Raw genomic sequence first — 24,718 nt, forward strand, 5'->3', positions numbered from 1 at the left:
CCAATCCCAGAGGTGATTGCGCCTGGCGGCACGCATCGATCGCGCCGTCAGGCGTTCATCTCCATGATTTGACGGTGTGGCGCAACCCCGTGGCGGTCAGCGCTCAGCCGGCATAGAAGTCGGGATCGTGCACGATGATCGCGAAACGGTCAGCCAGTTCCGCCAGCGCGACGCGGTGCACCTCGTCTGCCGTGATCACGCCGCCCGTCCCGTCCGGCAGGTCGCGCGTCGCGCAGGCCCCCGCGACGATCGTCGACATGAACCCGGCGTCGATTGCCGCGCGCGTCGTCGCGCTCACGCACATATGCGTCATGAACCCGACGATCAGCAGCTTACCGCGACCGGTCGCCTTGAGCGCGGCGTCGAGATCGGTTCCGGCAAAGGCGTTCGGCAGCGTTTTGCGGATCACCGTCTCGCCCTCCCGCGGCGCCAGATCGGCAATGATCGCGCCACGCGCCGCGTCGAGATCGAATGGCCCGCCCGCCTGTCCGCGATGCACGATATGGATCACCGGCGCACCGGCCGCGCGCGCCGCGTCCAGCACGCGCTTGGCCTGCGCGACGGCGGCCGGTCCGCCCGGCAGCGCCAGCGGGCCGTCCAGATATTCATTCTGGCAATCGATCACCACCAGGCAGGCCTCGTCGAGCCGCGCCGGGCTGAGATCGGCCCCGGACAGTTCCAGAAGCGTCTTCGGATTGGACATGACGTGTCTCCTTTTCGGATCGGTTCTACCACCCGCCCACACTTGCAATCACGCAGCATGTTTGCAGTATGATCCTGCAAAATTGCAGGCGCCGACAACGAAGGGAGCACGCCGTGGATTGGGACGACCTGCGGATCGCGGCTGCCCTGGCGCGCTCCGGCACCTATGCCGGCGCAGCCGCCGAACTCGGGCTCGACGCCACGACGGTCGCCCGCCGCATCGCCCGGCTGGAGGCCGCGTTCCCTTTTCCGCTGTTTCAGGCGACCGACGGCGGGCGCCATCCGACGGCTCAGGGCGCGAAGGTCCTCGCCCATGTCCATGCCATAACCGACCACGTCGCAGCCATCGGCGCGATTCCGTCGGAAGGCAGCGGCATTGTCGGCCATGTCCGGATCGCCGCGACCGCCAGCATCTGCGACACCGTGCTCGCGCCGCGCGCCGCCGAATTCCTGGACGCCCATGGCGGCCTGTCGCTGTCCATCCTCGCCTCCGACGCCAATGTCAGCTTCTCGCGTTACGAGGCCGACATCGCCATCCGCATGGCAAGGCCGCAGCGCGGCGGGTTCGTGATCCGCAGACTGGCCACTCTGCCGCTCGCGTTATGCGAGCCGGTCCGGTCCGACGGCGAAGCGGAGCCGATCGCCTGCGCCTATCCGGACAGCCTCTCCGAAACGCCGGAGATGATCGAGGCGGCACGCCTCGGCATCGCGCAAAAGGCCCGCTTCGTATCCAACAGCGCCGCGGCGATCCGAACCGTTCTGACGTCCGGCCGTGCCGTCGCCGTGCTTCCCGCCTTCGGGCGGGACCTCGCATCGCTTCCGGACGTCAACCGAACGCCGCTCGACCGCAGCCGCGAGGCGTGGCTCCTCATCCAGCCGCACCTGGCAAAAGACGCCGCGACGCGCGCGGTTGCCGACTGGATCGAGGCGTGTTTCGCGGCGATGGCGTAAGGCGTCAGCCGTCGTCGCCGAACAGGTTCGACTGCATCGCCGCGAGATCCTTCGGCGCATCCAGCCCGAGATGCGTCCACGCATGCGCGGTCAGCAACCGGCCGCGCGGCGTGCGCTGGATGAAGCCCTGCTGCAGCAGGAACGGCTCGATGATGTCCTCGATCGCGTCGCGCGGTTCCGAGAGCGCCGCCGAGATCGTTTCGATACCGACCGGCCCGCCGCCGAAATTCTTCGCGATCATGGTGAGATAACGCCGGTCGAGCATGTCGAGGCCGATCGCGTCGACGTCGAGCCGGGTGAGCGCCTCGTCGGCGATGGTCCGCGTCACCTCCGGCGCCCTGGCCACGTCGGCGAAGTCGCGCACCCGGCGCAAGAGCCGTCCGGCGATGCGCGGCGTGCCACGCGCCCGGCGCGCCACCTCGCGCGCGCCGTCGTCGCTCATGGCGAGCCCCATGATCCGCGCCCCGCGCCGCACGATCGTCTCCAGTTCCTCGACCGTGTAGAAATCGAGCCGCACCGGGATGCCGAACCGGTCGCGCAAGGGCGTCGTCAGAAGCCCCAGCCGGGTCGTCGCCGCGACCAGCGTGAATTTCGCAAGATCAATCTTCACCGATCGCGCGGCCGGGCCCTCGCCGATGATCAGGTCGAGCTGGAAATCCTCCATCGCCGGATAGAGGATTTCCTCCACCGCCGGACTGAGACGGTGGATCTCGTCGATGAACAGGACGTCGCGCTCTTCCAGGTTGGTCAGCAGCGCGGCAAGGTCGCCCGCCTTCGCGATCACCGGCCCGGATGTCGCACGGAAATTGACGCCCAGTTCCTTCGCCATGATCTGCGCCAGCGTCGTCTTGCCAAGCCCGGGCGGCCCGACGAACAGCACATGGTCCAGCGCCTCGCCGCGCCCCCGCGCCGCCTCGATGAACACCTTCAGATTGGCCCGCGCCGCCGCCTGGCCGGTAAAATCGTCCAGCGTCTGCGGCCGCAGCGAGACATCGAAATCCTCGCCGCGCTTTTCCGCGGATATCAGTCGCGCGTCGTCACTCATGGGTGGTCAATTGCACCCTCGAACCGTTCGCACAAGTCGGCGTCATTTCGACAACTCCTTCAGCCCCAGGCGGATGAGCTTCGCGCTGTCGGCGCCCTCGCCGGCCTCCTTGACCGCTGCCGCCACCGCGTTGGCGGCCTGGTCGCGGCTGTAGCCGAGATTGGAGAGCGCCGAGACCGCGTCCGAGATCGGCCCGGCGGCGACGCCTTCGCCCAGTTCCTGCTTCAGTCCGATCGTGCCCGACGCATCACCCGCATAGGCCGGCGCCTTCGTCTTCAGTTCGGAGACGATGCGCTGCGCCACTTTCGGCCCGATCCCCGGCGCGCGCGCCACCATGGCCTTGTCCTGCAGGGCGATCGCATTGGCGAGGTCGCCCGTCGACAGCGTCGACAACACCGCCAAAGCCACCTTCGCCCCGACCCCCTGCACGCTCTGCAAGAGCCGGAACCACTCGCGCTCCAGCCGCGTGGCAAAGCCGTAGAGGCGGATCATGTCCTCGCGCACATAGGTCTCGATATGCAGCACCGCCGCCTCGCCCTCGCTCAGCCCGGCCAATACCCGCGCCGGACAAAACGCGACATAGCCGACGCCGTGTACGTCGATGATCGCGTGATCCTCGCCGATCTCGTCGACCGTGCCTTTCAGTTTTCCGATCATGGGTGCGTATCCGGTGCAATAATGTCGAGATCTGGGAAATAGGTGCGATAGACGCTCGGATCGCGCGTCAGGATGCCGTATTCGCCGACCGACGCATGCGCCCCGATCAGGAAATCCGGCAAGGTCCGCTCGCGCCTTCCGCCACTCTGACGATAGCGCCTGTGCGCGACGGCCGCCCGATAACTGACGGTCTCGGGAATGGGTTCGTACTTCATCGGCGTCCCGGCGAGGAACGACACATAGTCTGCCTCGCTTCGAAAACTGTATGCGAACTCCGAGGCGATAACGACGTTGAAGAGGATGTCGCCATGCCGTTTCACCTCGACCAGCTTTCTGACCGACCAGTCGAACCATTTCGTTTCCGGCGCGGCGATGTCGAGCAGGATATTCGAATCAATCAGGGTCGCCAATGCGTCGTCCCCGCGTCGCCAGCATCACGTCATCCGTCGTGACGGATGGGTCGCCCGTTCCTCGAACCCTCTCGATCCATTTCTTCAAACGCTCGACGCTCGGGTCGCTGTCGGCGCTCCCGTCGATACGGATGATCTCGACATGACCTAGCGCGCCTTCGACGAAATCCACTTCGCTCCCGGGCACGATTCCCAGCTTGTCGCGAATGGCCTTCGGAATGGTCACCTGGCCTTTTTCCGTCACGCGCATGGTAATACTCCTTCAGTAATACCTAAGCGGCAAAACGGAACAAGTCAAGAACATCTACACTGTCGCCAACCTCGCCCGTTGGACCGCGCTCATGCGGTGATGGGAATGGCAGATGGCGATGGCGATGGCGTCCGCGGCGTCGTCGGTGTCGAACGTCGCCTTTGGCAGCAGCACCTTGACCATCATGTGGATCTGCTTCTTGTCGCCGTGGCCAACGCCGATGACCGCCTTCTTCACCGCGTTCGGCGCGTATTCGGCGACCGGGAGGCCGGCCTGCGCCGGCGCAAGCATCACCACGCCGCGCGCCTGTCCGAGCTTCAACGTCGCCGTGGCGTCGCGGTTGACGAAGGTCTGCTCGACGGCCGCCTCGTGCGGCATGTGCGCGTGCAGCACCCCGGCCAGCCCGTCATGCAACTGGCAGAGCCTCGACGCGAGATCGCCCTTGTCGTCGGAACGGATCGTGCCGGACGCCACGAAATGCAGGCTGTTGCCGAGGCTCTCGACAATGCCCCAACCGGTCCGGCGCAAGCCCGGATCGATGCCGATGATGCGAATCGTCTGTCCCATGTCGCCTCCGTCCATTACCTAGCCTGTGCCACGCCGGATGTGAACAAAAAGAAAACATGAGGTTCGGCTTGCCCTCGGGCATCCGCCATGCGATGCCACGGCGTCCTTTCTCCTGCGCATTCGGGAACCCTTCCGTGACGGTCTTCGGCATTCCGCTCGACGCTGCCTTCATCACGCTTCTGGCCGCCATCGCGGTGGCGGGCGTCGTGCGCGGATTTTCCGGCTTCGGCTCGGGCATGATCGTCGGCCCGGTCGGCGCGATGACCTTCGGCCCGCAAGTCGCCATCGTCGTGCTGCTGGTGATCGACACGCTGCCGATGGTGCCGCTGATCGTCAGTTCGGCGCGCAAGGTGAGCATGCGCGAACTCCTGCCGGTCGTCGCCGGCTACGGCCTGCTCGTGCCGATCGGCATCTGGATCCTGAAGACGGGCGACACCACCATGCTGCGCTGGTCGATGTCGACCGTGATCCTGATCGCGGCCGTCCTGCTCTGGTCGGGCTGGTGCTACCGCGGTCCGCGCAACGTCGCGGTGCGCCTCGGCGTCGGCGGCATGTCCGGCTTTCTCGGCGGTGCCTGCGCCGTCGCCGGCCCGCCGGTCATCCTCTACTGGATGGCGCTTTCGACCGGCGCCGGCCTCGTGCGCGCCAATCTGTTGATCTATTTCGCGATCACGCAGCTCCTGTCGGGAACGGGACTGCTCGTCGCCGGCATCCTGACCAAGCAGTCCATCCTGCTCGGCGCGCTGTGCACGCCCGCCTATCTGGCGGGCTTGCTGGTCGGCGCACGCCTGTTCGGCTTTGCCAGCGACAAGGCCTATCGCCGCGTCGCGCTGACCATCGTCATCGCCGCGGCGATCCTGACCCTGCCCGCGCTGGACGCGCTGCGCGGCTGAGCGTTACGCCGACAGCTTCTCCATCACGTCCTCGGCGATGTCCTCATTGGAATAGACGTTCTGTACGTCGTCATCGTCGTCGAGCGCGTCGAGAAGCTTCATCAGCGTGGAGGCCTTGTCCTCGTCCACCGGCGTCCGGTTCTGCGGCTTCCAGATGACGTTGACCGATTCCGGCGCGCCGAGCGCCTCTTCCAGCGCCGTCGACACCGCGCCGATGTCCTCGAAGGCACAGGTGATGGTGTGGCCTTCCTCGTCGCTCTCGGCATCCTCGGCACCGGCCTCGATGGCCGCTTCCATGATCGCGTCGGCGTCGCCGGCTTCCGGCTTGTAGACGATCTCGCCCACCCGGTCGAACATGAAGGAGACCGAACCCGTCTCGCCCAGCGACCCGCCATTCTTCGAGAAGCAGGCGCGGATGTTGGAGGCGGAGCGGTTGAGGTTGTCGGTCAGCGCCTCGACGATGACGGCCACGCCGCCCGGGCCGTAGCCCTCGTAGCGCATTTCCTTGTAGTCCTCGCCGTCGCCGCCGACGCCCTTGTTGATGGCGCGCTGGATGTTGTCCTTGGGCATCGACTGGCCCTTGGCGTTGGCCACGGCCAGCCGCAGGCGCGGGTTCATGTCCGGATCGCTGACGCCGGCGCCCATCTTGACCGCCACGGTGATCTCCTTCGAAAGCCGCGAGAACAGCTTCGAGCGGGCCGCGTCCTGGCGTCCCTTGCGGTGCATGATGTTCTTGAATTTAGAATGACCGGCCATGGTCTCCCCTGCGATCTTCGATGAGTGGAAAATTGCGCGGCTTATATGAGAGTTCGGCCGCATCGTCCAGCGGGGCGCGACATGATCGAATCCGGAACGAGGCGTCGCGCCCCGCTGACTGCTTTGTGATTCGCCAAGCGGCCGCCACCGCCTACAATCAATCAAAGGACTTGCCCGAGAAAACCGCCGGAGAAGCCGCCCATGCGCCCGTTTCGCTCGCTGTTCGCCATTGCGTCCATGTGCCTCGCCACGCTGGCGGCCTTGAGTCCCGCCAACGCGCAGGAGGGCGGCGAAGGGCAGCCGGTCAGCCAGTGCCTCGCCGTCGCACGCGCCCTTCCGCCGGCCTTTCCCAGGGTGATCTACGCCTCGGCCAGCGCCTCGGAAAATCCGCTGGCGATGGCGCAGGGCGTGACGATCACCTTCCAGGGGCATTCCACCTATACGATCGAGACACCGGCCGGCGTGCTCATCGCCACCGATTTCTCCGGCTTCTACGGCGCCGACCCGCTGCCGCGCATCGTCACCATGAACCGCGCCCATTCCTCGCATTATACGCTGAACCCCGCAGCGGGGATCGAAGTCGTGCTGCCGGGCTGGAACCCGGACGGACCGGAACCGGCCGATCATCATGTCGTCGTTGACGACGTCTATGTGCGCAACGTGACGACCGACATCCGCGGCTGGGGGGATGGCGGCATGGTCCCGGACGCCAATTCCATCTTCATCTTCGAGACGGCAGGCCTTTGCATCGGCCATCTCGGCCACCTGCATCACGAACTGACCGACGCCCACTACGCCGAGATCGGCCGACTCGACATCGTCATGGTGCCGGTCGATGGCGGGCTGACCCTGTCGCATACCGGCATGGCGGAGATCACCAACCGGCTGCGCTCCTCCATCGTCCTGCCGATGCATCTGCGCGGCACGCGGCTGGAGACCTACCTGTCGATGATGCGCCAGGAATTCGCGGTCGAGCATCTCGACGGCGATTCCATCACGGTCACGGTGCGCGACCTGCCGAAACGCCCGACGGTCATGGTTCCGGCCAATTTGAACTTCAGGGGATAGGTCTCCGCTTACATTCGAGGGCTCGCCATGAACCTGACCATTCGCAATCTCGCCCGCATCGCCGCCGCCTCCGGCCTGGCGCTTGCGCTCACCTCCCAGGCGGGCGCCGTCACGCGCATCCGCGCCGACCTCAATTCCTGCGCGACGGTGCAGCAAACCATCATCCGCAACGGCTCGGCGGTCGTTCGCTATCCGTCGACCCGCGTCGCGAACTACTTCCTCTACGATCGCTACGAAAGCCCGCGCGCGTCCTGCCCGATCGGCGAGCGCCATGTCGCGCATACGGTGCCGACGAAGGACAATCCGCGCTGCGTCGTCTACAATTGCGAAGTGGTCAAGCCACTCTTCCCATTCGACGACGACCGGCCGCGATACCGCCCCTGATCGTCGGACCGGCGCCTACCACCAGTCCGGAACGGTCTCCGCGAGACGCGGTCCGAGCCTGAGCGGGGCGACCTGCTCGGCCAGCCCCGTGCGGTCGGAAATCTCCACGGCCACGCCGCAGATCGTCGCCGGGCCGCTGGCCGCCTCGAAGCGGCCCTTGGGAATCTTCGACAGGAACCGGTTCAAGGGCTCCTCCTTGTCCATGCCGAGCGAGGAATCGTAGTCGCCGCACATTCCGGCATCCGACATGTAGGCCGTGCCGCCGTCGAGGATCTGGTGATCGGCGGTCGGCGTATGCGTGTGCGTGCCGACGACGAGGCTGGCCCGCCCGTCGACGAAATGGCCGAAACAGACCTTCTCCGACGTCGCCTCGGCGTGGAAATCGAACACCACGGCGTCGAATTCCGTTCCCAGCCCGCCGGACTTCAGCTGTTCCTCGGCACAGGCGAAGGGGTCGTCGAGATCCGGCGCCATGAAGACGCGTCCCATGATGTTGGACACCATCACGCGCGCGCCATTGCGCGCGTCATAGACGCCCATGCCCTTGCCCGGCGCTGTGCCGGGGAAATTGGCCGGACGCAGGAATTGCGGGTGCCGCTCGGCGAAGACCAGCGCCTCGCGCTGGTCCCAGACATGGTTGCCCGTGGTCACGACGTCGGCGCCGGCGTCCAGCGTCTCGGTCAGGATCGATTCCGTGATCCCGAAGCCGCCGGCGGCGTTCTCGCCATTGACGATCACGAAGTCGAGTTTGAAGTCGGAGATCAGCCCGGGCAGCTGCGCGCAGACCGCGCTGCGTCCGGACCTGCCCACCATGTCGCCAAGAAAGAGTAGTCTCATCGTCTTACCTATGCCGGTCTGTCGAAGCGGCGCAAGCCGTCCTCGGTCAAAATCGCGTCGAGCGGAACGTCATGCGCTTCGGCCGGAACAGCGTCCACCTCCTGGCAGGCAAAGGCGATGCCGATCAGCCGCGGCGTCATGCCCTTGGCGCGCAGCCGCGCGATCGCCCGGTCGTAATGGCCGGCGCCGTATCCGATCCGGTTGCCCGCGGCATCGAAGGCGGCCAGCGGCACCAGCAGGAGCTGCGGATCGAGTACCTCCGCCTCCGGGCCGGGCCCAGCAGTGCCGAACCCGGTATCGACCAGCTCCGCCCCGCGCACGAGATCGCGGAAGATGATCGTCTCGCGATCCAGAACCACCGGCAGGCAAAGCCGTCCCCCCTTTTCACGCAGAGCGAACATCAGCGGCCGGATGTCGGCCTCCGAGCGGATCGGAAAAAAGCCGGAAACCACCGTCCCCGGCTCGAAGGCGATCTCCGCGACATGCGCGGCCATTGAGAGGCTTTTTTCGATGCGCAGATCGGGCGCAATGGTGTCGCGTCTGGCCAGGCAAGCCGCGCGAAGCTCTTTCTTCGAGACTACCAATTGCGTCATCCGCCTTCCTCGTTGCTGTTCAGCTCAGACTTTGTGGCACCTCTACGACGCGGATCGTATCCGTAGCAACGTGTGAAGAGGCCAATCCCCGGTCCGTTCTTCCACTCGTCGTCACCGCCGAGCGACAGAAGTTCGAACCTTCGAAAACTCCAGGCAAACGGCTCGCCGTCCTTGTATGCCAGCAAGTGAAATTCCGGCTTGATGAATTGCTGCGACAACGCGACGGACCGCAAGAACGAAACCCGTTCGTGGCAATCGATTTCGCGAGCGGCCAAAGCATCCATCTGCGCCCGAAACGTCATGTCTGCCGCCAGCCAAAGGCCGGTCGAACAAAAGACGACGGCAGCCAGCCCATACGCAAACTGCGCTATCAGCGTATCCGTGAACCGGATGATTGCGAATGCGAGGAGCGACACCGCCCCCGCGATGCCAATCGCCTTTCGCAGGAAAGGATAATTCAACACCTCCGCAAAGAAAGAAAAGACTTCGACGGGAAGCACAGCATAAGCAAACGCCCTATCTTCTATAAAAACCGCATCCGTTCTGAAATAGTCAGACGTAAGTTTAACTAAAATTAAAACTATCGAAGCCTGCACAACAAGAAGGGATAATTCGGAAAATTTCCTGCCGAAGGAAAGTCGCCTATATATTGGCACCCATGCCGCCGACCAGCAGACCAGAAACAAGCCTGCTGTGATTAGGATGAATCCGGCGTGGAGTACAAAATAGTTCATCAGAACTGCGGAAGTTAAATGGCAAAGCAGGCGGCAATTCGGTCAACCGACGCCAGAACAAGAAACTTCGAAAAGGGAGAAAGGAGACCGACCACGACAACCGGTGGAAAGCGGCATCCCGGGAACCTACTTTTGTAGGTGGGCGCCGTGTGCCCGGGCCCAGGAGCCCGGCCAGGGACAGCTCCCTAGAGATGCGTAAGGCCCCGGGGAAATTGTTTCCTGCCGCGGAGCGCAGTCGGCCAGAACGCGATATAGGCCTCGCCCGGCGCGAACGCCAGTGCCGACCCGCTGGGAATCACCGGCAAATTTTTTTGAAGAACCGGTCGACCCGGCCTCACGACATCTTCGTCGCCACCTGCTCGATCTTGCCGGCCACCGACGACAGGCGTTCCTTGAGCATGTCGTCGACCGTGTCGGCGCGATGCAGCGCCTCGTCGCGCGTGCGGCGCAGCGATTCCATCTCCGATTCCAGCCCGGAAACGCGCTTCTGCAGTTCCGACAACTCGTCCATCACCATGATGCCCGCCATCACGGTGATGCGCAGGTCGCCGATCTCCCCGAAGGACTGCTTGAGATGCCCCACATACTGGTCGAACCGGTCGGCAAGGTCCTTCAGGTGGTCTTCCTGTCCCGGGTCGCAGGCCATGCGATAGGATTTGCCGTCGATTGTTACCGTAACCTGGGACATGGGATCCGTCTTTCCGTCTGTGATGAAGCCTTGACGAGGTCAGGCGCAACTTTGTGATCGAAATAGGGCCTGCGCCGGTCTTCTCGGCGCCCGCCCCCGCTAGCGGTCGAGGACCGCGCGGATGGTCTCCATCGCCGTGACCAGGCGGCGCGAGACTTCCTTGTTGACGTCTTCCAGACGTTCGGCGCGCGCTTCGGACGCGTCCAGCTCCCCGGCGAGCCGGCTGCGATCGGAATTCATGCGCTGCACTTCCTCCTCGGCGTCGCGGTAGTTTTCGCGCACTTCGAGCTGCCGGTCGACGGCGTCTTCCAGCGATGCGACAGCCTTTTCGAGCCTGTTCAATACTTCCGAGAGCGTCTGCTCAGATGCCATGCCGGTTTACTCTCACACCCCGCAGGGGGACGAACGCCTTGCAATAGAGGACCTTAAGCCGAAGCGATAAGGCAGTGCATCAAGGTAGCCCTTTCGCGGCGCCATTTCAAATGCCGGCGACACAAACCCACAGGAGTAAAATCGCCGGGCGGGGCCCGCGCGGCCCGGGTTTCGGCGCTTTTGTTGACTCGCCACCGCGACCTGCTATGTGTCGCGCGATTTTTCCCGGACCGCCCAACGACACCACAACCAAGCCAGCTTCGGCCGGGACGCACGAAAACCCACAGGACCCCCCAATGACGGCACGCGAAAAACACGACCGGATGGCGAATGCGATCCGCTTTCTTTCCATGGACGCCGTGCAGGCAGCCAATTCCGGCCACCCGGGCCTGCCCATGGGCGCCGCCGACGTCGCGACGGTGCTCTTCTCGCAGTTCATGAAATTCGACCCGATGAACCCGCGCTGGCCGGACCGTGACCGCTTCGTCCTGTCGGCCGGCCACGGTTCGATGCTGCTCTATTCGCTGCTCTACCTGCTCGGCTACGAGGACATCACCCTCGACGAGATCAAGAACTTCCGCCAGCTCGGTTCCAAGACCGCCGGCCACCCGGAATACGGCCACGCCGCCGGCATCGAGACGACCACCGGCCCGCTCGGCCAGGGCCTCGCCAACGCCGTCGGCATGGCGATCGCCGAGAAGAAGCTCGCGGCCGAGTTCGGCGGCGACCTCGTCGACCACTACACCTATGTGCTCGCCGGCGACGGCTGCCTGATGGAAGGCATCAGCCAGGAAGCGCTGTCGCTTGCCGGCCACCTGAAGCTCTCCAAGCTGATCGTGCTGTGGGACGACAACGACATCACCATCGACGGCAAGGTGTCCCTGTCCGATTCCACCGACCAGCAGGCCCGCTTCGAGGCTTCCGGCTGGGAAACCATGTCCGTTGACGGTCACGATCCCGACGCCATCGCCGCCGCCATCGAGCGCGCCCGCACCTCCGACGCCCCGACGCTGATCGCCTGCAAGACCACGATCGGCTACGGCGCGCCCAACAAGGCCGGCACGTCCAAGGTCCATGGTTCGCCGCTCGGCGCCGAGGAAATCGCCGCCACCCGCGAGGCGCTCGGCTGGGAAAGCGAGCCCTTCGACATCCCGTCCGAAATCCTCGACGACTGGCGCGTCGTCGGCCTGACCGCCGGCAAGCAGCGCGTCGTCTGGGAACAGCGCCTCGCCGAAGCCGACGCCACGCAGCGCGGTGAGTTCGAACGGCGCATGCGCGGCGACCTGCCGGCCGGGCTGGAGCCCGCGATGGCGCGCTACAAGAAGCAGCTCGCCGCCGACGCCCCGACGGTCGCCACCCGCAAGGCCTCCGAAATGGCGCTGGAAGCCGTCAACGAGGCTGTGGCCGAGACCATCGGCGGCTCCGCCGACCTGACTGGCTCCAACAACACCAAGACCAGCCAGACCGCGCCGATCACGCCGGACGACTTCTCCGGCCGGTATCTGAACTACGGCATACGCGAACACGGCATGGCGGCCGCGATGAACGGCATCGCCCTGCATGGCGGCCTCATCCCCTATGGCGGCACCTTCCTGGTGTTCTCCGACTATGCCCGTCCGGCCATGCGCCTCGCCTCGCTGATGGGCATCCGCTCCATCTTCGTGATGACGCATGATTCCATCGGCCTGGGCGAGGACGGCCCGACCCACCAGCCGGTCGAGCATCTGGCCGCGCTGCGCGCCATCCCCAACCACAACGTCTTCCGTCCTGCAGACGCGATGGAAACGGCGGAATGCTGGGAACTGGCGCTCGCCAGTACCGGCACGCCCTCGACGCTGGCGCTGACCCGCCAGAACCTCGTCGCCGCGCGCACCGAATTCGAGAGTGACAACCGCTGCGCCCGCGGCGCCTACGAGCTCGCCGCCGCCAGCGACGACGCCGTCGTGTCGATCTTCGCCTCCGGCTCGGAAGTCGAGATCGCGCTCGCCGCCAAGGCCGCGCTGGAAGCAAGGGGCCGGCCGACCCGCGTCGTCTCCGTGCCGTGCCTCGACCTGTTCCAGGCCCAGTCGGCCGACTACCAGGCCGCGATCATCGGCGACACGCCGGTCCGGATCGCCGTCGAGGCGGGCATCCGCCAGGGCTGGGACGGCATCATCGGGCCCGCAGGGGCATTTATCGGCATGGACTCCTTCGGGGCCTCAGGTCCATATAAGGAGCTCTACTCCCATTTCGGCATCACGCCGGAAGCAATCGTCGATGCGGCGGAAGCCCGCATTCACGACGACGAACAAGATCAGTAAAGTCGCGCCAGTTCTCACGGAGGTAATTGCATGACCGTCAAAGTCGCCATCAACGGATTTGGTCGTATCGGACGCAACGTGGTTCGCGCCATCTACGAGTCGGGCCGCACGGACATCGACGTCGTTGCCATCAACGATCTCGGCCCGGTGGAAACCAACGCCCACCTGATGCGCTATGACTCCGTCCACGGGAAGTTCCCGAAGACCGTCGAGGTCGACGGCGACGTGATCCGCATCGAGGGTGGCGATTCGTTCAAGGTCTTCGCCGAGCGCGATCCCAAGGCCCTGCCCTGGGGCGAACTGGGCATCGACATCGTCATGGAATGCACGGGCATCTTCACCGCCAAGGAAAAGGCCTCGATGCACCTGGAGGCAGGCGCCAAGCGCGTGCTCGTCTCCGCGCCGGCCGCCGGCGCCGACAAGACCGTCGTCTACGGCGTCAACCATGACGTCCTGACCAAGGACGACCTGGTCGTCTCCAACGCGTCCTGCACGACCAACTGCCTGTCGCCGGTCGCCAAGGTCCTCAACGACGCCATCGGCATCGAAAAGGGCATGATGACGACGATCCACTCCTACACCGGCGACCAGCCGACGCTGGACACGATGCACAAGGATCTCTACCGCGCGCGCGCTGCCGCCATGTCGATGATCCCGACCTCGACCGGCGCCGCCAAGGCCGTCGGCCTCGTCCTGCCGGAACTCAACGGCAAGCTCGACGGCTTCGCCATGCGCGTGCCGACCCCGAACGTCTCGGTCGTCGACCTGAAGTTCATCGCCAAGAAGTCGACCTCCGTCGACGAGATCAACGCGGCGATCAAGGCGGCCGCCGAAGGCCCGCTCAAGGGCATCCTCGGCTACACCACCGAGAAGAACGTCTCGGTCGACTTCAACCACGACCCGCATTCCTCGATCTTCCACATGGATCAGACCAAGGTCATGGACGGCACGCTGTGCTCGGTCCTGTCCTGGTACGACAATGAATGGGGCTTCTCCAACCGCATGGCGGACACCGCCATCGCGATGGGCAAGCTAATCTAGGCGCGCCCCGATGGATGTGGCCGGCCCGCTGATCTTCGTCGCCATCGCGATCCTGATCTGCGCGGCCGGCTTTTTCATTTCACGCAGGTTCCGCGCCGCCACGCGGCGGCCCCTGCCCGGCTCCCGCGAGAGCGGCGCCGGAGCGGTCTGGCTCACCCCGCCGGACGATGGCAGCGGCGACGCCGGCTGACGCCAGGCCCGCCCCGCAGACCCGCAAATCTCGAGACAAGCACCTCATCAGGGGTCGCGCGCATGCGCGGCCTTCGTCGCGTTTCGCGCCGACAGAAATCGGCAGTTGCGATATGTTATTACATAACATAACACTCATCGACGATGCGATCCCGCCGGTCCACGCATGCGGGTCGCACCGATCGAACGCGAACACGGGGAACCGACATGGACAAGACCGCAGAGACAGTGCACGCGGAACACTCTCGACAAAGCTGGGAGCATTTCAAATGGCGTTCCGAGCACATGAAGGCTCTCGCGATCCTCAAGCGCGCCGAAGCGACGCTCTTCGCGCACGAAGCCCGCATCCTTGCCCATGACGCGGAGATTCTCCACCACGAAGAACAGATGGTCCACGGCTCCGACCCGGCCATCAAACCGCTGAACGAGGAACATGCGCGCCTTGCCGCGCAACACGAGAGCGGTGTCGAACACCATGCTGCCCTGATCAACGCAGTCCTCGAACTGAGCAAGTTCATCGCGCAGGAAGGCGCCGAGTAAGCTCCCCGGCCACGCGACCCGCATGCCCGATCTCGCCACGCTCATCCTGATCGCCGCCGTCGCGCTTGCCGTCTGGTGGAAGCTGCGCTGCATCCGCCGCGGCTGCACGATCGCGCCGCCGTCGGACGACGAGGCCGAAAAGCGGCGGATCGGACGGCGGATCGGCTCCCGGCATTTGTGACGCATTGCCCGACCCCGCCCGCCGGGGCTATAGCTCCTTCGACCAGCCAGGGAGAGCAAGACCTATGAGTTTCAAGACGCTTGACGACCTTCCCGCCGACATCGCCGGCAAACGCGTGCTCGTGCGCGTCGACCTGAACGTGCCGATGGCCGACGGCGTCGTCACCGACCGCACCCGGATCCGCCGCGTCGTGCCGACCATCTCGGAACTCTCCAACAAGGGCGCCAAGGTCATCCTGCTCGCCCATTTCGGCCGCCCGAAGGGCAAGGTCGTGCCCGAGATGTCGCTGCGCCCCGTCGCCCAGGCGGTCGAGGAGGAACTCGACCACCGCGTCGATTTCGCCGCCGACTGCATCGGTGAAGCGGCGAAAAAGGAGATCGACGAGATGGCCGACGGCGACGTCGTGCTGCTCGAAAACACCCGCTTCCATCCCGGCGAAGAGAAGAACGACCCCGAACTGGCCAAGTCGATCGCCGAAAACGGCGACATCTATGTCAATGACGCCTTTTCCGCCGCGCACCGCGCCCACGCCACGACGGAAGGCCTCGCCCGCCTGCTGCCCGCCTTTGCCGGCCGCACCATGCAGGCTGAGCTCGAAGCGCTGGAAAAGGGCCTCGGCGCGCCGCAGAAGCCAGTCGTCGCCATTGTCGGCGGCGCAAAGGTCTCCACCAAGATCGACCTCCTGCAGAACCTCGTGAAGAAGGTCGACGCGCTGGTGATCGGCGGCGGCATGGCCAACACATTCCTCGCCGCCAAGGGCGTTGACGTCGCCAAGTCGCTCTGCGAGCACGACCTCGCCGACACCGCCAACGCCATCATGACCGAGGCCGTCTCGGCCGGCTGCACCATCGTCCTGCCGATCGACGCCGTCGTGGCGCGCGAATTCAAGGCCGGCGCGGACAACGAGACCGTCGACATCGACGCCGTGCCCGCCGACACGATGATCCTCGATGTCGGCCCCGCCACGGTCGCCAAGGTCAATGGCTGGATCGACCAGGCCGCCACGCTGGTCTGGAACGGCCCGCTCGGCGCCTTCGAGATCGCGCCCTTCGACGCCTCCACCGTTTCGGCCGCCCGGTTCGCTGCCGAACAGACGACGGCCGGCGAACTGGTCTCGGTTGCCGGCGGCGGCGACACCGTGGCCGCACTCAACCATGCCGGCGTCGCCGACGCCTTCACCTATGTCTCGACCGCCGGCGGCGCCTTCCTGGAATGGATGGAAGGCAAGGAACTCCCCGGCGTCGCGGCGCTTGCGGCCTAGGCGCATGCTCCCGCGACGGACAACGCCGGGCCAGCCGACATAGGCTGCCGCGCGGGGCGCAACTGACGGATGCAACAAGCGGAGAAAGGAAGCATGGCGATCATCTCCTTTCCCGCTTGGACGCACCGAACAACAAGAGCGCTCCCGCGCGCCGCCTCTCGCAACATGATCCGCCTCGTCGCGACCCTGTCGCTTGCCACGGGTGCGATCCTGCTCTCCGGCGCCCGGCCGGAAGCCCAGCAGCTTCGCCCCTGCCCCTTCGACATCGACACCGCCATCGTGCTGCACAACCGCGCGATGGACGATCTGGTGAATTCGAGGTTCATCCATGACGAGGAGGACGCGCGCAAGCGCGAGATCAAGCGAAAGCTCGACAGCCAGTTGAAGGCCGAGGCGGAGGCCTTCGCACGCGCCGGGCGATCCGGATCCCGGTCCTTCGCCGAAGACGTCGACGCCGTGTCGCAAGGCGGTACGCGCGACTTCAGGGACCTTGCCCGCGCCTATCTCGCGCCGGGGCAAAACGGCGAAGCCGAGGGAAGCAATGCGGTCATCGCCTATGTTCCCGACGGCGAGACGGTCTGCGGCATCTATGCCGAATACCGGCCGGGCTGGAGCGAACCCAGAGCCTTCATGTTCGAACTGCCGCTGCCGTCCGGCGAACTTGTACGCCTCGTCGACGCCCGCATGGGCGAACTGACACTTTCGACCACTCGCCTCGATCGCAGCCCCGTCCTCCGCAGCGAGGAGACCGCGCAAACGGAACCGGAGGACTTCGAAGGCGTGACAAGGGCCGCGACGCCCAAGCGCGCTCACAGCGCTGCCACGCGCCCGCCGGCCTTGATCCTGGCCGACCTGTCGGCCGCGCTGTTTCCCGCCCCGGTCTTCCACCACATCGAGCACGAAATCTCGAACCTCACCGTCGTTCCCGCGCTCAACATCGGCACCGTCCCCTTCGCCGCCCTCGACCTCGACGGCGACGGCCAACCGCTCATCGCCACCACGACGCTCAACGTGGAAGCCGCGCTGCACAGCATCCTCGGCGGCGACATCTACGGTTGGGACGGGATCGTCAGGCATGCGCTCGTGATGGGCGATCCGGACGCAACGGCGGACCTTGAATGGCGCTTGCCGCGATTGCCCGGCGCGCTGAAGGAAGCCGAAGCCGTCGCGGCCCTCTTCCGGTCGCAACCGATCGTGGCCCGCTACGCGACCGTGGCGCGGCTGCTCGGCGAGATCTCCGGCGCCGACTACATCCACATCGCCGCCCACGGCATCGCCGATCCGGCCGATCCCATCGACGGCAGTTTCCTGGCGCTGAGCGGCGGACGCCTGACCGCGCGCGAGATCCAGTCCCTCGATCTGCGCGCGATGCTGCCGGTCGTGGTCCTGAGCGCCTGCCAGTCCGCGCTCGGCGGCACGCTCGAAGCCGGGATCATCGGCGTCGCGCGCGGCTTCCTCTATGCGGGCGCGATCAACGTCGTCGCCAGCCTGTGGAACGTCGACGACGCCGCCACCTTCGAGATCATGCTCCGCTTCGCAGAAGAGCTGAAGACGTCGAGCCCTCAGAACGCCCTGCGCGTCGCGCAGCTGGAAGCCCGTGACAAATGGCCCGATCCGAGGATCTGGGCGGCCTTCACGGTCTATGGCGCCCGCGTCGTCGACGCGCCGTAGATGAAGTCCAGCACCAATCCCGGAATTGGCCGTCATGCGCCAATGCCCGCGGCATTTCGCCGGATACAAACGATTTAAGATATTTAATCGGTTCAATCGCCCGCCGGTGATATTCCTTCCCGCGCGCCCCTTTGCTAATCCCGACCAGATCAAATTCGGGAGACCTACATGACAATAGCGGAAATGGCGGCACAGGCTGCGAACAAGGACGGTTTCATCGCGGCTCTCGACCAGTCGGGCGGCTCCACCCCCAAGGCGCTGAAGCTCTACGGCGTGTCGGACGACGCCTGGTCGACCGAGGACGAGATGTTCGACCTCATCCACCAGATGCGCGCGCGGATTATCAAGTCGCCCGCCTTTACCGGTGACAAGGTGATGGGCGCCATCCTGTTCGAACAGACCATGGACCGCGAGATCGACGGCATCCCGACGGCCCAGTATCTCTGGGAGAAGCGCGGCGTCGTGCCGTTCCTGAAGGTCGACAAGGGCCTCGCCGACGCCGCCGACGGCGTCAAGCTGATGAAGCCGATGCCGGATCTCGATGCCCTGCTCGAACGCGCCGTCGCCAAGGGCGTCTTCGGCACGAAGATGCGTTCGGTCATCGACGCGGCCAACCCGAAGGGCATCGCGGCGATCGTCGATCAGCAGTTCGAGGTCGGCAAGCAGATCCTGTCGCACGGCCTGATGCCGATCATCGAGCCCGAAGTCACCATCTCGATTGCCGACAAGGCGGAAGCCGAAGAGATCCTGCTGGCCGAGATCACCAGGCATCTCGACACCCTGCCGGCCGGCAAGCAGGTCATGCTGAAACTCTCGCTGCCGACCAAGCCGAACCTCTACAAGCCGCTGATCGACGATCCGCGCGTCATGCGTGTCGTCGCCTTGTCCGGCGGCTATTCGCGCGACGAGGCGAACGCGCTTCTGGCGCAGAACACCGGCATGATCGCGAGCTTCTCGCGCGCGCTCAGCGAAGGCCTCTCGGCCGGCCAGAGCGACGCGGAATTCGACGCCATGCTGGCCGACGCCATCGACAGCATCTTCGAGGCCTCCCGCGCCGGCTGACGCGCATCGCGCGTTCCTCGACATTTCGAACCACGGGCCACCCGGCCCGCAAGACCTCCGGACCGCCCGTCCGGAGGTCTTTTTCGTGGCGCAGCCGGCTGGGAGGCAACGGGTCACGCCCGAGCGCCCACTACAACATCAAGTGACTGGATAAGACGCCGCAAACCACGTAGGGGAAGGACTGCACCTTGCGTCAGGTCATGTCGGGCTCCAATCCGACGACCGTTCATGCGCCAGGGTGCGACGCCACCCTTCGCGCCAAACGCTGCGCGCAGGTCCCGGTGGCAACGACTGCGATGATCCCCATCCGCGACCGTCGGGCGCGGAACAATGAAGAGCGTTACGAAGATGCCGCAAAGAAGCATCCTGAGAGCGACGACCAAGAACGCTTTCAACGGCCTGAAATACGTCCTCCCCCAGACAAGGTCCTTCGACACCGTCCTGGCGTATCTCTATTTCTACGCCTACCAGGGCAGATTGCCCGGCCAGAGCGAGACGCTGAACAACCACCTGTTCCGGCTGAAGACGACCGACGAGATCAAGGACCCGCTCAGAACCTTCATCTCCGACAAGGAGTTCGTCAAACTCTTCGTCAAAGCCCTCGTCAGCGACGAGTACAACATCCCGACCGAGGCCGTGCTGAGGTCGCCGGAGGAACTCGACGCCTACGCCTTTCCGCACAGCTGCGTCATCAAGGCGACCCATTCCAGCCGCCGCATCGTCCTGCGCGAGGCCGGCGAAGCGATCGACCTTTCGACGCTGCGAAGCTGGTTCCGGCACAATTATTACCGCTCCAGCCGTGAGTACAATTACAAGCACCTGCGCCCGAAGATCATTGTCGAACCCTATATCGGGTCCGGCGAACCGCTGGAGGAGTTCAAGATCTTCTGCCGCGACGGGCAGCCCAAGGCGGTGCGGTATTTCCACGACCGCTACGGCGAAGACCGGCGTTTCTGGCTGGATCTCGACCTGTGCGCCGTCGATCGCGACAACGCCCCGGAACCGCCCATCGCCCGGGACCGGCTCGACGACATGCTGCATGTCGCCCGGAGCCTCTCGGCGCGGTTCAGCTTCATCCGCGTCGACATCCTGCGCCACCGCGACCGGATCTACCTCAACGAACTGACAAACCTGCACAACAATGCCGGCTACGTCTTCGACAATCCGGGCGTCGAAGACACCGTCAACGCCATGCTGTTCGGCTGATCGCGCCGTTTGCCCGCGGGCGCCCTCGCCCCGCGGTCACAGGGCTGTCATATTGCTGAGACGGGCAAGGTCTCTAAATAGGGACGAGGCGCCGGCCGCGGCGTCGTCGATTTGAAGGTCAAGGACAGTCGAACGCATGCTTTCGAAGGCGCTCTACAGCTGGATCGCTTTTCCCGTCTATGTCTGGCAGGGGCTCGCCGTGCGCATGCGCATCGAGCGCTTGCTGCCGGCCGACCTGCCCCATGCCGGCGAATTCGCGGGCGCGGGCCGGGAAATCCGCCTGCTCGTCGCCGGCGACAGTTCGGTTGCCGGCGTCGGCATGACCCGGCTGGAGGACACGCTCGCCTACAATGTGGCGCGTGCGCTTGCCGACCGCACCGGCCGGCCGGTCTCGTGGCGGTCCGCCGGCGCCAATTCCGCCACCTCGGCCGATCTGCGCGACCATGTCGTCCCGCATGTCGAGGCGCGCGACTTCACGCATGTCGTTCTGGCCGTCGGCACCAACGACATGAAGAATTTCCACGTGGTCAGCCGCTTCAAGCGCGATTTCGGCACCCTGCTCTACGCGGTGCGCACGCGCTATCCGCAGGCCCGCATCGTCTGGTCGCCGGTCGCCGACATGACCCGCATTCCCGCTCTGCCGCAAACCCTCGGCCGCATCCTGCAGATGCGCGCCGAATTGCTGAATGCGATGGGCAGGCGCCTGTGCCGCGAGCGCAACGCCGTCATGGCCGATCCGGTCCCGATCAAGGGCGCGCATGAATTCGCCCGCGACGGTTTCCACGCCGGCCCGGCCGGCTACCGAAGCTGGGCCGAGCATCTCGTCGGCTATCTCCTGGCGGAAACGGGCGGCCCTGCGCCGCTAAAGCTGCAGCGCGCTGATCAGCACAATCGCGAGGAAGCCGGCCAGCGGCAGCTTCCAGAAGTCGCCGCGTCGTCTTAGGCCGGGCAGCCCCAGCGGCTTGATGATCTGCACGATCATCGCCAGCACCACGAAGATGGAAAGGATCTTGACCAAGGGGTCCCGCGCTCGCTGTTTCAGGCCTGCCTGCGCGCATCCGCCGCATTTGGCCCTAAGTCAAATGGACGAATAGCATCCGTTCTGGCAGGAAGAAACCTCATTCCGGAGGCAATCCGGAACGGCAGCGGTGCATGCGGGAGGAGGGTCACGCCATGACGAACACGGCCAATGCGGGGGCGTCGCGCTACCACGCGGTCTATGACGAGTGGAAACAGGATCCGGAAGGCTTCTGGGCGAGGCAGGCCGAGGCCCTCGACTGGTTCAAGCCGTGGGACAAGGTCTTCGACGCCGAAGCGGGCGTCTATGGCCGCTGGTTCGCCGGCGCCGAGTGCAACACCTGCCACAACGCCGTCGACCGCCATGTCGAGGCCGGCCGGGGCGACCAGAAGGCGATCATCTACGACAGCCCGATCACCGGCAAGAAGCGCGAATTCACCTATGCGGAGACGCTGCGCGAAGTCGAGGCGCTGGCCGCGGTCCTGCGCGATCTCGGCGTCGAGAAGGGCGACCGCGTCCTCATCTACATGCCGATGATCCCGGAAGCCGTCTTCGCCATGCTCGCCGTCGCGCGCCTCGGCGCGGTGCATTCCGTCGTCTTCGGCGGCTTTGCGGCGCATGAACTCGCCACCCGCATCGACGACTGCCAGCCCAAGGTCGTCGTCGCCGCCTCCTGCGGCATCGAACCGTCGCGCCAGGTGCCCTACAAGCCGCTTCTCGACGCCGCCATCGCGCAGGCGAAGATCAAGCCGGAACACTGCCTCGTGCTGGAGCGCGAGGAGCACCCCTACGATCTGGAGCCGGGCCGCGACACGGATTACGCCGCCGCCGTCTGGGCGCATATGGAAGCCGGCACCAAGGTGCCCTGCGTGGCCGTCGCGGCGACCGACCCGCTCTACATCCTCTACACCTCCGGCACGACCGGCCAGCCCAAGGGCGTGGTGCGCGACAATGGCGGCCACATGGTCGCGCTGCGCTTCTCCATGGAGGCGCTCTACGACATCCGGCCAGGCGAGATCTTCTGGGCCGCCTCCGACGTCGGCTGGGTCGTCGGCCATTCCTACATCGCCTATGCGCCGCTGATCCTGGGCGCGACGACCATCGTCTTCGAGGGCAAGCCCGTCGGCACGCCCGACGCCGGCACCTTCTGGCGCGTCATCCAGGAACACGGCGTCTCGTCGCTCTTCACGGCCCCGACCGCCTTCCGCGCGATCAAGAAGGAAGACCCGACGGGCAGCCTGATCCCTGATTACGACATGTCGAGCCTGCGCTCGCTGTTCCTGGCCGGCGAGCGCGCCGATCCGGACACGATCAGATGGGCGCAGGAAAAGCTGAAGGTTCCGGTCATCGACCACTGGTGGCAGACAGAGACCGGCTGGGCGATCGCCGGAAACCCGCTCGGCCTCGGCGAATTGCCGGTCAAGATCGGCTCGCCCACCGTCGCCATGCCCGGCTATGACGTACAGGTCATCGACGACGCCGGCCACCCGGTTCCGGCGGGAACGCTGGGCAACATCGTGGTCAAGCTGCCGCTGCCACCCTCCTGCCTGCCGACGCTGTGGAACGCCGACGAGCGCTTCCGCGCCGCCTATCTCGACGAGTTCCCCGGCTACTACAAGACGTCGGACGCCGGCTACATGGACGACGAGGGCTACCTCTTCATCATGGCGCGCACCGACGACATCATCAACGTCGCCGGCCACCGCCTCTCCACCGGCGCGATGGAAGAAGTCATCGCCGGCCATCCCGACGTCGCCGAATGCGCGGTCATCGGCATCGCCGACCAGCTGAAGGGCCAGTTGCCGGCCGGCTTCATGGTGCTCAATTCCGGCGTCTCGCGCCCGGCCGAGGAGATCGAGCGCGAGGTCGTCAAGCTGGTGCGCGACGAGATCGGCCCTGTCGCCGCCTTCAAGATCGCGCTCACCGTCGCCCGCCTGCCCAAGACGCGCTCCGGCAAGATCCTGCGCGGCACCATGCAGAAGATCGCCGACGGCGAGGACTGGAAGATGCCCGCCACCATCGACGATCCCGCGATCCTCGACGAGATCGGCGCGGTGCTGAAGGAACGCGGCGTCGGCCAGGCCGCGGCCGCCTGACACGCATGACGGCGGCGCGCCCCCTTCACGGTGCGCCCCGCCTGCGAATTCACCTAGGGTGAAATTTTCGAAATCTTAACCGGAACGCAACCGTGTTCTGACAAGCAATTCGGAGAGACTTCAGGCGCGCTTGCCCGAAACCTCCCGGATCGCGGGGTCCTGTCTGCGCGTCGGCCACTGTTCGTTGCAAGGAAATCGAACAGCCAGGCCAACAGCGACCGTGTGAAGGGACGCCGATGTTTGCCGACGCCAGACCAGACGACGAGGAGGGCCGCATCCGGGCGCTGGAGCGGCTTCAGGCCCTCGACACCCCCGAAGAGCCCGAGTTCGAGAAGATTGTCGGCCTCATCCGGCAAGTGCTTCAGGTGCCGATGTGCGCGATCTCGCTGATCGACCGGCAGCGCCAATGGTTCAAGGCCCGCTCCGGCCTGGTGTCCCCGCAGACGGAGCGCCGGCATTCCATCTGCACGCATACCATCCAGCAAAACGTTCCCTTCGTCGTCCAGGACACGCTGGCCGACGACCGCTTCAGCGAGCTGCCGAGCGTGACCGGCGATCCCTTCGTTCGCAGCTATGTCGGCATCCCTCTGCGCATGCCCGACGGCTACAATGTCGGGTCGCTGTGCATCATGGACAGCCAGCCGCGCGCTTTCTCCGAACGCGAGATCTCGATCCTGGACAATTTCTCGAAGATCGTGATCGATGAACTCGAGCTGCGCCAGATCGCGTGCAGCGACGTGCTGACGGGAACCATGACACGGCGCGCCTGGCTGGAAGTGGCCGGCAAGGAGGTCGATCGCGCGCGCCGATACGAGCGGCCGCTGGCGCTGGCCCTGTTCGACATCGACCGCTTCAAGGCGGTCAACGACCGATACGGCCATCCGGCCGGTGACGTCGTCATCCGCACATTCGCCGAGGTCTGCTCCTCGGCCATCCGCCAATCCGACATGCTGGGCCGGCTGGGCGGCGAGGAGTTCGCCCTTCTCCTGCCCGAGACCGAGCCGGACAGCGCCATCCAGCTGGCAGACCGCCTGCGCGCGACCTTCGGGAACCTGTCGATCGACGTCGGAACCCGGATCGCTTGCACCATGAGCGGCGGCATCGCCAATCGGACGAGCGGTGCCGACACGCTCGACATCCTGATCGACCGGGCGGACAAGGCCCTCTACCTGGCCAAGCATGGCGGTCGGAACCAGATCGTGGACTTCGACGATCTGCCGCGCGCAACCGACGCGGCCTGACCGCC

General features: G+C 65.6%; 27 protein-coding genes, 1 other RNA gene and 1 pseudogene. 16 read left to right on the forward strand and 13 right to left on the reverse strand.

The genetic code is table 11. From position 1 onward, the window contains the following. Positions 1 to 103: 103 nt before the first annotated feature. Positions 104 to 703 (reverse strand): cysteine hydrolase family protein, encoded by a 600-nt coding sequence (locus MRY80_RS06175; protein WP_293289084.1) that lies wholly within the window; start codon positions 701 to 703, stop codon positions 104 to 106. A gap of 113 nt (positions 704 to 816) precedes the next feature. Here MRY80_RS06175 and MRY80_RS06180 point away from each other — a divergent pair, with 113 nt between their 5' ends. Next, complete coding sequence (locus tag MRY80_RS06180; RefSeq protein WP_293289086.1) at positions 817 to 1,653, forward strand: LysR family transcriptional regulator; 837 nt, start codon at positions 817 to 819, stop codon at positions 1,651 to 1,653. A 4-nt stretch (positions 1,654 to 1,657) separates the two neighbouring features. Here MRY80_RS06180 and ruvB read toward each other — a convergent pair whose 3' ends face one another. From ruvB to ruvC, 5 genes are read right to left on the reverse strand one after another with little or no spacing between them, the layout of a single operon-like run. Continuing rightward, positions 1,658 to 2,698, reverse strand: a complete 1,041-nt coding sequence (gene ruvB / locus MRY80_RS06185; RefSeq protein ID WP_293289088.1) for a Holliday junction branch migration DNA helicase RuvB — start codon at positions 2,696 to 2,698, stop codon at positions 1,658 to 1,660. Between the two features lie 42 nt (positions 2,699 to 2,740). Further along, the gene (ruvA, locus tag MRY80_RS06190) at positions 2,741 to 3,355 is read right to left on the reverse strand and encodes a Holliday junction branch migration protein RuvA (protein ID WP_293289090.1); all 615 of its coding nucleotides are present in this window, start codon (positions 3,353 to 3,355) and stop codon (positions 2,741 to 2,743) included. Next, positions 3,352 to 3,765 carry a type II toxin-antitoxin system VapC family toxin gene (locus MRY80_RS06195; protein ID WP_293289092.1) on the reverse strand — a complete coding sequence of 138 codons (414 nt, stop codon included), beginning with the start codon at positions 3,763 to 3,765 and terminating at the stop codon, positions 3,352 to 3,354. The genes ruvA and MRY80_RS06195 overlap by 4 nt, the downstream gene beginning before the upstream one ends. Further along, entirely contained in the window at positions 3,749 to 4,015 is a 267-nt protein-coding gene (locus MRY80_RS06200; protein WP_293289094.1) for an AbrB/MazE/SpoVT family DNA-binding domain-containing protein, read from the reverse strand. Before MRY80_RS06200 ends, MRY80_RS06195 begins: the two co-directional genes overlap by 17 nt. A 54-nt stretch (positions 4,016 to 4,069) precedes the next feature. After that, positions 4,070 to 4,582 carry a crossover junction endodeoxyribonuclease RuvC gene (gene ruvC, locus MRY80_RS06205; protein WP_293289096.1) on the reverse strand — a complete coding sequence of 171 codons (513 nt, stop codon included), beginning with the start codon at positions 4,580 to 4,582 and terminating at the stop codon, positions 4,070 to 4,072. Between the two features lie 134 nt (positions 4,583 to 4,716). Between ruvC and MRY80_RS06210 the strand changes: the two genes are divergently transcribed. Continuing rightward, complete coding sequence (locus MRY80_RS06210; RefSeq protein ID WP_293289098.1) at positions 4,717 to 5,475, forward strand: sulfite exporter TauE/SafE family protein; 759 nt, start codon at positions 4,717 to 4,719, stop codon at positions 5,473 to 5,475. A 3-nt stretch (positions 5,476 to 5,478) separates the two neighbouring features. Here the strand turns inward: MRY80_RS06210 and MRY80_RS06215 are convergent, their stop codons facing one another. After that, complete coding sequence (locus MRY80_RS06215; RefSeq protein ID WP_293289100.1) at positions 5,479 to 6,231, reverse strand: YebC/PmpR family DNA-binding transcriptional regulator; 753 nt, start codon at positions 6,229 to 6,231, stop codon at positions 5,479 to 5,481. 201 nt (positions 6,232 to 6,432) lie between these two features. Between MRY80_RS06215 and MRY80_RS06220 the strand changes: the two genes are divergently transcribed. Then, the gene (locus MRY80_RS06220; protein ID WP_293289102.1) at positions 6,433 to 7,299 is read left to right on the forward strand and encodes an MBL fold metallo-hydrolase; all 867 of its coding nucleotides are present in this window, start codon (positions 6,433 to 6,435) and stop codon (positions 7,297 to 7,299) included. 27 nt (positions 7,300 to 7,326) lie between these two features. After that, a complete protein-coding gene (locus MRY80_RS06225) occupies positions 7,327 to 7,683 on the forward strand; it encodes a hypothetical protein (RefSeq protein ID WP_293289104.1) in 357 nt (118 codons plus the stop codon). Between the two features lie 15 nt (positions 7,684 to 7,698). Here the strand turns inward: MRY80_RS06225 and MRY80_RS06230 are convergent, their stop codons facing one another. The 6 genes from MRY80_RS06230 to MRY80_RS06255 form a co-directional block, all read right to left on the reverse strand. Further along, positions 7,699 to 8,520, reverse strand: a complete 822-nt coding sequence (locus tag MRY80_RS06230) for a YmdB family metallophosphoesterase (RefSeq protein WP_293289106.1) — start codon at positions 8,518 to 8,520, stop codon at positions 7,699 to 7,701. A gap of 8 nt (positions 8,521 to 8,528) precedes the next feature. After that, positions 8,529 to 9,113 carry a 5-formyltetrahydrofolate cyclo-ligase gene (locus MRY80_RS06235; RefSeq protein ID WP_293289108.1) on the reverse strand — a complete coding sequence of 195 codons (585 nt, stop codon included), beginning with the start codon at positions 9,111 to 9,113 and terminating at the stop codon, positions 8,529 to 8,531. Beyond that, positions 9,110 to 9,847, reverse strand: a complete 738-nt coding sequence (locus tag MRY80_RS06240) for a hypothetical protein (RefSeq protein ID WP_293289110.1) — start codon at positions 9,845 to 9,847, stop codon at positions 9,110 to 9,112. Before MRY80_RS06240 ends, MRY80_RS06235 begins: the two co-directional genes overlap by 4 nt. Before the next feature lie 84 nt (positions 9,848 to 9,931). Further along, a non-coding RNA gene (gene ssrS / locus MRY80_RS06245) (6S RNA) lies at positions 9,932 to 10,088 on the reverse strand. 93 nt (positions 10,089 to 10,181) lie between these two features. After that, complete coding sequence (locus tag MRY80_RS06250) at positions 10,182 to 10,535, reverse strand: cell division protein ZapA (RefSeq protein ID WP_293289112.1); 354 nt, start codon at positions 10,533 to 10,535, stop codon at positions 10,182 to 10,184. Positions 10,536 to 10,634: 99 nt separating this feature from the next. Further along, positions 10,635 to 10,907, reverse strand: a complete 273-nt coding sequence (locus tag MRY80_RS06255; protein ID WP_293289114.1) for a DUF4164 domain-containing protein — start codon at positions 10,905 to 10,907, stop codon at positions 10,635 to 10,637. 296 nt (positions 10,908 to 11,203) lie between these two features. Here MRY80_RS06255 and tkt point away from each other — a divergent pair, with 296 nt between their 5' ends. The 12 genes and pseudogenes from tkt (at position 11,204) to MRY80_RS06315 (ending at position 24,713) form a co-directional block, all read left to right on the forward strand. Then, complete coding sequence (gene tkt / locus MRY80_RS06260) at positions 11,204 to 13,207, forward strand: transketolase (RefSeq protein WP_293289116.1); 2,004 nt, start codon at positions 11,204 to 11,206, stop codon at positions 13,205 to 13,207. Positions 13,208 to 13,237: 30 nt separating this feature from the next. After that, a complete protein-coding gene (gap, locus tag MRY80_RS06265) occupies positions 13,238 to 14,248 on the forward strand; it encodes a type I glyceraldehyde-3-phosphate dehydrogenase (RefSeq protein WP_293289118.1) in 1,011 nt (336 codons plus the stop codon). A gap of 10 nt (positions 14,249 to 14,258) precedes the next feature. Further along, positions 14,259 to 14,438 (forward strand): hypothetical protein, encoded by a 180-nt coding sequence (locus MRY80_RS06270; RefSeq protein WP_293289120.1) that lies wholly within the window; start codon positions 14,259 to 14,261, stop codon positions 14,436 to 14,438. A 206-nt stretch (positions 14,439 to 14,644) separates the two neighbouring features. Further along, entirely contained in the window at positions 14,645 to 14,977 is a 333-nt protein-coding gene (locus tag MRY80_RS06275; RefSeq protein ID WP_293289122.1) for a hypothetical protein, read from the forward strand. 22 nt (positions 14,978 to 14,999) lie between these two features. Further along, entirely contained in the window at positions 15,000 to 15,158 is a 159-nt protein-coding gene (locus tag MRY80_RS06280; protein ID WP_293289124.1) for a hypothetical protein, read from the forward strand. 64 nt (positions 15,159 to 15,222) lie between these two features. Then, positions 15,223 to 16,419, forward strand: a complete 1,197-nt coding sequence (locus tag MRY80_RS06285) for a phosphoglycerate kinase (protein ID WP_293289126.1) — start codon at positions 15,223 to 15,225, stop codon at positions 16,417 to 16,419. Between the two features lie 93 nt (positions 16,420 to 16,512). Continuing rightward, positions 16,513 to 18,090 (forward strand): CHAT domain-containing protein, encoded by a 1,578-nt coding sequence (locus MRY80_RS06290; RefSeq protein WP_293289128.1) that lies wholly within the window; start codon positions 16,513 to 16,515, stop codon positions 18,088 to 18,090. A 168-nt stretch (positions 18,091 to 18,258) separates the two neighbouring features. Then, on the forward strand, positions 18,259 to 19,152 hold the full coding sequence (locus MRY80_RS06295) for a fructose bisphosphate aldolase (protein WP_293289130.1): 894 nt from the start codon (positions 18,259 to 18,261) through the stop codon (positions 19,150 to 19,152). Between the two features lie 330 nt (positions 19,153 to 19,482). Beyond that, a complete protein-coding gene (locus tag MRY80_RS06300; protein WP_293289132.1) occupies positions 19,483 to 20,358 on the forward strand; it encodes an ATP-grasp fold amidoligase family protein in 876 nt (291 codons plus the stop codon). A gap of 205 nt (positions 20,359 to 20,563) precedes the next feature. Continuing rightward, a pseudogene (locus MRY80_RS06305) lies at positions 20,564 to 21,169 on the forward strand (SGNH/GDSL hydrolase family protein); the annotation flags it as partial. Between the two features lie 362 nt (positions 21,170 to 21,531). Beyond that, positions 21,532 to 23,472 (forward strand): propionyl-CoA synthetase, encoded by a 1,941-nt coding sequence (locus tag MRY80_RS06310; RefSeq protein WP_293289134.1) that lies wholly within the window; start codon positions 21,532 to 21,534, stop codon positions 23,470 to 23,472. A 236-nt stretch (positions 23,473 to 23,708) separates the two neighbouring features. Then, positions 23,709 to 24,713, forward strand: coding sequence for a sensor domain-containing diguanylate cyclase (locus MRY80_RS06315; protein ID WP_293289136.1), 1,005 nt, complete (start codon positions 23,709 to 23,711; stop codon positions 24,711 to 24,713). The last annotated feature ends 5 nt before the right edge of the window (positions 24,714 to 24,718 follow it).

The sequence above is a fragment of the Oricola sp. genome (assembly GCF_022763245.1).
GTDB lineage: Bacteria > Pseudomonadota > Alphaproteobacteria > Rhizobiales > Rhizobiaceae > Oricola.

What these genes read in the sequence shown, in the direction of transcription:
- MRY80_RS06175 (WP_293289084.1), bottom strand. Translation starts at nt 703, where the DNA reads ATGTCCAATCCGAAGACGCTTCTGGAACTGTCCGGGGCCGATCTCAGC.
- ruvB (WP_293289088.1), bottom strand. Translation starts at nt 2,698, where the DNA reads ATGAGTGACGACGCGCGACTGATATCCGCGGAAAAGCGCGGCGAGGAT.
- ruvA (WP_293289090.1), bottom strand. Translation starts at nt 3,355, where the DNA reads ATGATCGGAAAACTGAAAGGCACGGTCGACGAGATCGGCGAGGATCAC.
- MRY80_RS06200 (WP_293289094.1), bottom strand. Translation starts at nt 4,015, where the DNA reads ATGCGCGTGACGGAAAAAGGCCAGGTGACCATTCCGAAGGCCATTCGC.
- ruvC (WP_293289096.1), bottom strand. Translation starts at nt 4,582, where the DNA reads ATGGGACAGACGATTCGCATCATCGGCATCGATCCGGGCTTGCGCCGG.
- MRY80_RS06215 (WP_293289100.1), bottom strand. Translation starts at nt 6,231, where the DNA reads ATGGCCGGTCATTCTAAATTCAAGAACATCATGCACCGCAAGGGACGC.
- MRY80_RS06220 (WP_293289102.1), top strand. Translation starts at nt 6,433, where the DNA reads ATGCGCCCGTTTCGCTCGCTGTTCGCCATTGCGTCCATGTGCCTCGCC.
- MRY80_RS06225 (WP_293289104.1), top strand. Translation starts at nt 7,327, where the DNA reads ATGAACCTGACCATTCGCAATCTCGCCCGCATCGCCGCCGCCTCCGGC.
- MRY80_RS06230 (WP_293289106.1), bottom strand. Translation starts at nt 8,520, where the DNA reads ATGAGACTACTCTTTCTTGGCGACATGGTGGGCAGGTCCGGACGCAGC.
- MRY80_RS06235 (WP_293289108.1), bottom strand. Translation starts at nt 9,113, where the DNA reads ATGACGCAATTGGTAGTCTCGAAGAAAGAGCTTCGCGCGGCTTGCCTG.
- MRY80_RS06240 (WP_293289110.1), bottom strand. Translation starts at nt 9,847, where the DNA reads ATGAACTATTTTGTACTCCACGCCGGATTCATCCTAATCACAGCAGGC.
- MRY80_RS06250 (WP_293289112.1), bottom strand. Translation starts at nt 10,535, where the DNA reads ATGTCCCAGGTTACGGTAACAATCGACGGCAAATCCTATCGCATGGCC.
- MRY80_RS06255 (WP_293289114.1), bottom strand. Translation starts at nt 10,907, where the DNA reads ATGGCATCTGAGCAGACGCTCTCGGAAGTATTGAACAGGCTCGAAAAG.
- tkt (WP_293289116.1), top strand. Translation starts at nt 11,204, where the DNA reads ATGACGGCACGCGAAAAACACGACCGGATGGCGAATGCGATCCGCTTT.
- gap (WP_293289118.1), top strand. Translation starts at nt 13,238, where the DNA reads ATGACCGTCAAAGTCGCCATCAACGGATTTGGTCGTATCGGACGCAAC.
- MRY80_RS06270 (WP_293289120.1), top strand. Translation starts at nt 14,259, where the DNA reads ATGGATGTGGCCGGCCCGCTGATCTTCGTCGCCATCGCGATCCTGATC.
- MRY80_RS06275 (WP_293289122.1), top strand. Translation starts at nt 14,645, where the DNA reads ATGGACAAGACCGCAGAGACAGTGCACGCGGAACACTCTCGACAAAGC.
- MRY80_RS06280 (WP_293289124.1), top strand. Translation starts at nt 15,000, where the DNA reads ATGCCCGATCTCGCCACGCTCATCCTGATCGCCGCCGTCGCGCTTGCC.
- MRY80_RS06285 (WP_293289126.1), top strand. Translation starts at nt 15,223, where the DNA reads ATGAGTTTCAAGACGCTTGACGACCTTCCCGCCGACATCGCCGGCAAA.
- MRY80_RS06290 (WP_293289128.1), top strand. Translation starts at nt 16,513, where the DNA reads ATGGCGATCATCTCCTTTCCCGCTTGGACGCACCGAACAACAAGAGCG.
- MRY80_RS06295 (WP_293289130.1), top strand. Translation starts at nt 18,259, where the DNA reads ATGACAATAGCGGAAATGGCGGCACAGGCTGCGAACAAGGACGGTTTC.
- MRY80_RS06300 (WP_293289132.1), top strand. Translation starts at nt 19,483, where the DNA reads ATGAAGAGCGTTACGAAGATGCCGCAAAGAAGCATCCTGAGAGCGACG.
- MRY80_RS06310 (WP_293289134.1), top strand. Translation starts at nt 21,532, where the DNA reads ATGACGAACACGGCCAATGCGGGGGCGTCGCGCTACCACGCGGTCTAT.
- MRY80_RS06315 (WP_293289136.1), top strand. Translation starts at nt 23,709, where the DNA reads ATGTTTGCCGACGCCAGACCAGACGACGAGGAGGGCCGCATCCGGGCG.